General features: G+C 43.0%; 6 protein-coding genes. 2 read left to right on the plus strand and 4 right to left on the minus strand.

Annotation, left to right across the window (positions count from 1 at the left end):
- Window positions 1–174 precede the first annotated feature (174 nt).
- From VTH8203_RS21900 to VTH8203_RS21910, 3 genes are all read right to left on the minus strand, one after another.
- A complete protein-coding gene (locus VTH8203_RS21900; protein WP_096995574.1) occupies window positions 175–483 on the minus strand; it encodes an SDR family NAD(P)-dependent oxidoreductase in 309 nt (102 codons plus the stop codon).
- Window positions 484–576: 93 nt separating this feature from the next.
- Window positions 577–915, minus strand: coding sequence for a cytosolic protein (locus VTH8203_RS21905; RefSeq protein ID WP_096995575.1), 339 nt, complete (start codon window positions 913–915; stop codon window positions 577–579).
- A 598-nt stretch (window positions 916–1,513) separates the two neighbouring features.
- Window positions 1,514–2,542, minus strand: coding sequence for an IS110 family RNA-guided transposase (locus VTH8203_RS21910; protein WP_096995576.1), 1,029 nt, complete (start codon window positions 2,540–2,542; stop codon window positions 1,514–1,516).
- Between the two features lie 111 nt (window positions 2,543–2,653).
- Between VTH8203_RS21910 and VTH8203_RS21915 the strand changes: the two genes are divergently transcribed.
- Both VTH8203_RS21915 and VTH8203_RS21920 read left to right on the plus strand, forming a co-directional pair.
- A complete protein-coding gene (locus VTH8203_RS21915) occupies window positions 2,654–2,938 on the plus strand; it encodes a hypothetical protein (protein ID WP_096995577.1) in 285 nt (94 codons plus the stop codon).
- A gap of 104 nt (window positions 2,939–3,042) precedes the next feature.
- Window positions 3,043–4,035 (plus strand): hypothetical protein, encoded by a 993-nt coding sequence (locus VTH8203_RS21920; protein ID WP_096995578.1) that lies wholly within the window; start codon window positions 3,043–3,045, stop codon window positions 4,033–4,035.
- 256 nt (window positions 4,036–4,291) lie between these two features.
- On the opposite strand, the gene VTH8203_RS21925 is transcribed toward VTH8203_RS21920, so the two are convergent.
- Window positions 4,292–5,192, minus strand: a 901-nt coding sequence (locus VTH8203_RS21925; RefSeq protein ID WP_096995579.1) for an IS91 family transposase, incomplete at its 5' end; no start/stop codon positions are given.

Raw genomic sequence — 5,192 nt, forward strand, 5'->3', positions numbered from 1 at the left:
ACGTGGATCGGGTATGCGATTAAGGCGTTCAAAAAGTGTCATTTTGTAGGTTGAGTAGTACATAGATAATGATCTGATCAACAAAATCAGGATTAGTTCAATCGAAAATAAAGAACATTTAATTCCTTGATGCAGGTGAACGCAAATTGACCGTGTTGTTTGGCATTTAATCAATTAAACCCTACAAACTATGTGAGATCTCGCCCTGGGGGCGGTAAAGACACCAGCATTATTAATCAGCACATCGATTTTTGAGAAACGCTCAGATATTTCATTAATCATGGTACTGACCTGAGACAGATCAGATAAGTCGGTGATCAAAGTCTCCAATTTGGCATCAGAATTAATCGCCAGTAGCTGCTCAACCACGTTTGAAACTTTATTAGGCGTTCTGCCATGAATGATGAGTGTGTGATTTAATCTGACTAACTCTTTCGCATTCTCTAATCCAATGCCATCAGTCGCTTCAACAAGTCGGGCTATTAAGGAAAGACTTTATAGTTTTTGTTGATAATAGCTCGCTATTATCAGAGTTCTTAACGTTTCGGATGTGATTTCACCAGTAAGATGTCGTTGTCAGTCCAGTCGGGTAATAAAGGTTTGGTCATCATCGACAAAAGCGACATAGCCTCCGTAATAGATAAACACTCGACCACGTCCTTCTACTAGGCAAGCGAGCTGTGGATTCAAATCCTCCTCAAGCTCGTTACTTTGAAACGTACCGGTATCGGTGATAACGCCTTTAAGCGCAGGCAAATATCCATAAGTGCGTTTAGCTTGATCAATTAAGCTCAACTCACTAGCAGTAGAGAAGCAGCGAGGAATCGTACCAGCGTCTTCAATAAACATAGTCTTTAGTTCTTCAAAAGCTGTAATCACCAGCCAGTCGATACCGTTAACATGATGGATAAACATAGAGGTGTCTCAATAATTCTGATGTGAGGATTCTATCACTATCTGCGAGATAGCGTTGCAGTGATTTCATTGTTAGCCGGGCTTGTTTATTCCAGAACCCATATGACTTACAAGTCGCCAACGCCTACCTCCACAAGCAGGTTACTTTTTACTCTAGAGCTTCTCAAAATCAGATAACGAACAACCTAACCAGCACAACAAGAGACCAAGTCAACTTAATCCGTATTTTGGTCTCTTGTACGGAATTTTTCAGTAATTCGCCCCCAGAAGTATATGCAGATTCACACAATAGATTAATATAAGTTGAGTTTCATATAAAATGACAGCAACATAGACGGAATGCAAAGACGGAAAAAATCCGTCTATAAAGCTACATGGACTCCCTCTTTTGTCAACAATAGCTCCCGCTAACAACAGTGGATCTGACAGCAGCTCTACATTCGGTGTTTAATCGGAGAAACTCCGTCACCCTGATGATATTCGCTTGATGCTGACCTCATTCGTTAGGCAGTATTTGATTACTAGCTTTATAGTCAGGTTTCAGCATCTCGGTCTGACCGTATTGTCATCATTAGCTATTGCTTTGACTCGGTGGGTATTAACCGTTTACATAGTCAATCTTAAATTCTTTTCCCGTCGTTAATAATGCCCATATGATACGAGCATTTTTGGCTGCTAGGGCGACAGCGGCTCGTTTATAACCTCGTCGTTCAACGAGTTGATTTAACCAAATACTGTTGCGGTCGGTTTTCTCTTTGCATCGTGCAATAACGGCTCTTGCGCCATGGATAAGTAGAGTACGAATGTGTTTTTCGCCTCTTTTGCTGATGCGACCAAGATGAACATGACCACCTGTTGAGTACTGCCTTGGTACTAATCCTATCCAAGCTGCAAATTGGCGACTAGAGCCAAATTGTTTCGCGTCATTAACGGTGGCGACAATGGCACTGGCACTGTGTTCACCGACACCAGGGATATCCATAAGGGCCTTTGCTGCATCCATTTCCCGAACAAGAGCTGAGATTTTTCTATCGTACCGTAGGATTTTTAGGTTAATGCTTTGAATGTTATTGGATAAGTCTTGAAGTAGCTCACGAGCTAATGCAGGTAAGCCATTCTCTGCATCTTCTAGGATACTTCCGATAGTATTTTGAGCGGAGTAGCGCCCTTGTGGCATTACAATACCAAATTCAGAAAGTAACCCTCTGAGCTGGTTGATGGTTGCTGTTCTTGTTTTTATTAACCCCTGACGAATTCGATGCAAGCATAGAACGGCTTGTTGCTCTTCACTTTTGATGGTGACAAAGCGAGTTTTAGGTCGGGATACGGCTTCACAAATTGCTTCGGCATCATTGGCATCGTTTTTTTCATTTTGTCGGTAGGGGATAACAAACTTAGATGCCATGATTTTTGGAGTATGCCCAAGCTTTAATAGCTGTCTCGCCCAATGATGGGCACCAGAGCAAGCTTCCATCCCGATTAAACAGGGAGGTATATTGGCGAACGTGTCTAATAGCTTGTTTCGCTTAACGGTTTTGCGTAGTACGCACTTGCCATATTGATCAACGCCATGAATACTAAATACATTCTTGGCGAGGTCGATGCCAATGGTTTGGATGGTAGACATGGAAACCTCCATATATTGAGCGTGTATTTGGAAAGTATGGCACGCGGGTGGTTAGGAGAGGGAGTCCATATCATTCGTTAAATGTGCTCACTATAGACAGGTGCAATGTTCATGGAAGATCAAGATGCTAAATTCCATAGATGGAATAATGAGCGGAAAAAAGGGAAATTTAGATTTGTACTCACATCGACCCTAAAAATAGGTATTTTTTTTATTTTAGGTAAAATTTTGGGTACATACCTATTTGGGAATGAATCTCTAATAAGTAACATGTGGTATGAACTTCCACAGCATGCTTCTATAGCGTTTCTCATTGGCTTTCCTATGGGGTTCATTGACTGGTACATCAGAGAATGGTTACACAGAAAAAATATTGCACGCAGAAAACACATTTAACAAAACGCTTAACCCGACACTCAACGCTTGGCATTTTTGCTCCGCAAAAGTATATGCCAAGGTTTCGTGCGGCTTAGCTCAGCGTTAGCCATTCGGAGAAAATTTTGAAATCAATCAGTATTAGGTGCGGAAATATTACGCCAAATAGTGCAGAAGTTGAGCATGATGACGTCATATTCGGATGGCGTGAAATTGAATCAATTTTGACAAACTATGCGATACCACTTGACTCAAATAGAACTGTTTATGTTTCGGTGGACGTCAGTGACATTTGTGAAAAACTAAATCGGTTAAAGCCTGAAAACTGTACCGAATTCTTTAGAACCTTCTCGTTTGATTTAAGCAAATTGGATACAGAGCATCCGTTTAGTGCAAGTATTAACTTTTCGATTGAGAAAAACTTTGATGATGAGGGTTGGAGTGAGCTTAAGTTCCTTGAGAGGGTGATGGAACAAATTTTTTTGGTATTGAATATCGCTATACGTGGTGGTTGCAATTTTGGAAGCATTCAAGTTGGTGAAGCTTGGAGGTCGCTCCATTGTGCAGAATTGGAAAGTGGTTGGCACTACTCCTCGGTAAATGGCTGGCCACGACTAAAACCAATCTCAGTTACAAAGTCTTGGTATTGGCTTGAAAAATATAGCTCAATATTTTTCAATCTCGCTAATACTTCAATTACCAAGGCAAGTGCCGTTTTACTGCACCTATCGTATAAAAGAGATATTGAGTCCACTGATGTTTTACAGTTATCTCAAGTAATAGAAAATTTGTATCTAAGCAAAGGTGAGCCTAAAGCACGAGGATTAAACCGAAAGCTCCCAGTTGTTCTAGGTCCTCTACCTCATTCAAATAAAAGACTAATACAAGACTTCTATAAACTTCGTAGTGACATTGCTCATGGAGATTTTCCATTGTTTCGTCCTAGGTACGAAGAAACAGATTTAGGGTTTAAAGAGGCAGAGAAAAATTATTGGGAGATATCTCAAGAAATTGATAAAGGGGTCGCTGTTTTAATTGGGACGCTCCAGTTTCTTATTGAGAATAATGCAAGTTCAATGTCGTTCAAAGAGTCAGTGTTCGTGGAAACAAATGGCTAACAAATAAGGATTAAGCGTTGCGTAGCCAACGTTAAATCCCAAGTGTTGGACAAGCCCGAGCCTCTATATAAGTAAATTGTGCGATCTGCTCTAGAAGGGTGGCGACCTTGATGCTTTTCTCAAGGCGAGCGCAGGTATTGCAAGGTGGAGAGTTCCGCCTTATCAATGGGTTAACTGGCTAATGTTGGTTCTTAGTGGCTGTTTCTCCTTCTCTTGTTGATGACGGCCATTATCCTTATTATTGGATGCCTTTCGGCTATCTCGGTCGAGTGAACCCCACACAGGCCATCTCATGTTGACAGCAAGGACAGCAGCGTGTGGCTTTGCTCTTTGTGACGGGTTCAAGGTTTGGCAACGAGTAAAACAGTCCAAGTAGTAACAGTTGTATACGGCCAAGTGTTTGCCGAGCTTGCCCTCGCAAGAAGCCATAATCACGCACTCGTTGCAGCCCTTTAGGCAGGACGTGTTGCAAGATGAGCAGTAAGAACTTGAGCGTTGGCAGTGTTCGCTGTTTCCATTGCTGAGTTTGACTCTCTTTGTACCTGAACGTCACAGACTCTTGTTTTATCTGGATGATGTCGCGGTCGGGTAACACGCCTCGATACAGGTAGCGCGAGAGATATTCTAACGCAGGCTTTCCTTCCCCTACGCATCGGCAGTCAACGACCCACTTGCTTGGTAAACCGCCTGGCACCCATAACAGAGGATGTTGATGGAGAGGATGTTGATGGAGCGCATGTAGTAACTGAGCCCGCCATACTTTAGCCAAGGCGAACGCATTGAACAGGTATTGCTGTTGGTCTTTGTGCCATACTTGCTTGGATGAGTCATACCGTCCACCCGCGACGATGATGTGTAGGTGGGGATGTAGGTTGCGTTGCCTACTGTGAGTATGCAGCAAGGCGGTAAAGCCGAGTGCTCCTTTGCTCTGTCTTTTGGCGAAGCTCTTTAGCACGCTTGAAGCGATTTGGAACATCGTTTGGTAGAGTGCTTTTGGCGCGTGTCGAGCCAGGGGTTTGAGCTGGTGCGGTAGGGTGAAGGTCACCATAAAGTAATGGACGGGTAACAGCTTTTGTTTTTGACGGTTTAACCAGTCCGAAGTGGTGCGGTGTTGGCACTGGGGGCAGTGCCGATGTCCGCATGAGAGTGGCAGTCGG

Origin of the sequence: Vibrio thalassae, assembly GCF_900089835.1 — a bacterium.
In the GTDB taxonomy this organism is placed as follows: domain Bacteria; phylum Pseudomonadota; class Gammaproteobacteria; order Enterobacterales; family Vibrionaceae; genus Vibrio; species Vibrio thalassae.